This window comes from Microbacterium sp. B19 (assembly GCF_000333395.1).
GTDB lineage: Bacteria > Actinomycetota > Actinomycetes > Actinomycetales > Microbacteriaceae > Microbacterium.
Window position 1 is genome coordinate 1 of record NZ_BADA01000564.1, and the last position, 937, is coordinate 937.

Sequence of the window (937 nt, forward strand, 5' to 3'; positions counted from 1 at the left end):
GCGCTCCTCCTCGGGGAGCAGGAAGGACGCCGCGAGCTGCTCGGCGGCGAGTCCCGCGTAGAGACCCCCCGCGGCGAGGAGTTCCGAGTAGGTTCCGGACTCGACGATGCGGCCCGCGTCCACGACATGGATACGGTCGGCACCGATCACCGTCGACAGGCGATGGGCGATGGACAGGGTGGTCCGGCCGTGCGCGGCGGTCTCGAGCGCCTCCTGCACGATGCGCTCCGACACCGTGTCGAGCGCACTCGTGGCCTCGTCGAGCAGGAGCACCGGCGGGTCCTTCAGCAGCACACGCGCGATCGCGATGCGCTGCTTCTCCCCGCCCGAAAGGCGATACCCGCGTTCACCGACGATCGTGTCGTACCCGTCCTCGAACCCGGCGATGACGTGGTGGATGTTCGCCGCCCGGCACGCCGCTTCGATCTCGGCAGCCGTCGCCTCGGGCTTGGCGTACCGCAGGTTCTCGCGCACGGTCGCGTGGAAGAGGTACGTCTCCTGCGAGACGATGCCGATGTTGTCGATGATCGACGCGCGTTCGAGGGTGCGTACGTCCGCGCCCGAGAACATCACGGACCCGCCGCTCGCCTCATACATGCGCGGGGTCAGGTACAGGATCGTCGTCTTCCCGGCACCCGACGGGCCGACGAACGCGACGTGCTCCCCCGGCTCGACGACGAACGAGACGCCGCCGAGGGTGGGACGCGCCTGTTCCGCGGCGTCCGGGTAGCGGAACACCACGTCGCGGAACTCGATGCGGCCCACGGGTCCGGGCGCCGCCGACACGGGGATCGCGTCGGGCGCGTCGGCGATGGCGGGCTTCAGGTCGAGGTACTCGAAGATGCGCGCGAAGAGCGCCGATGAGGTCTGCACGTCGAGCGCGACGCGCATGAGGCCCATGAGGGGCATGAGCAGGCGGGCCTGCACGTGGGAATGC

The 937-nt window shown here is 70.0% G+C and carries 1 protein-coding gene; it reads right to left on the reverse strand.

Going from position 1 to position 937, the window contains the following annotated elements:
* On the reverse strand, positions 1 to 937 hold a 937-nt coding region (locus I5G_RS19345), incomplete at both ends, for an ABC transporter ATP-binding protein (RefSeq protein ID WP_022880534.1).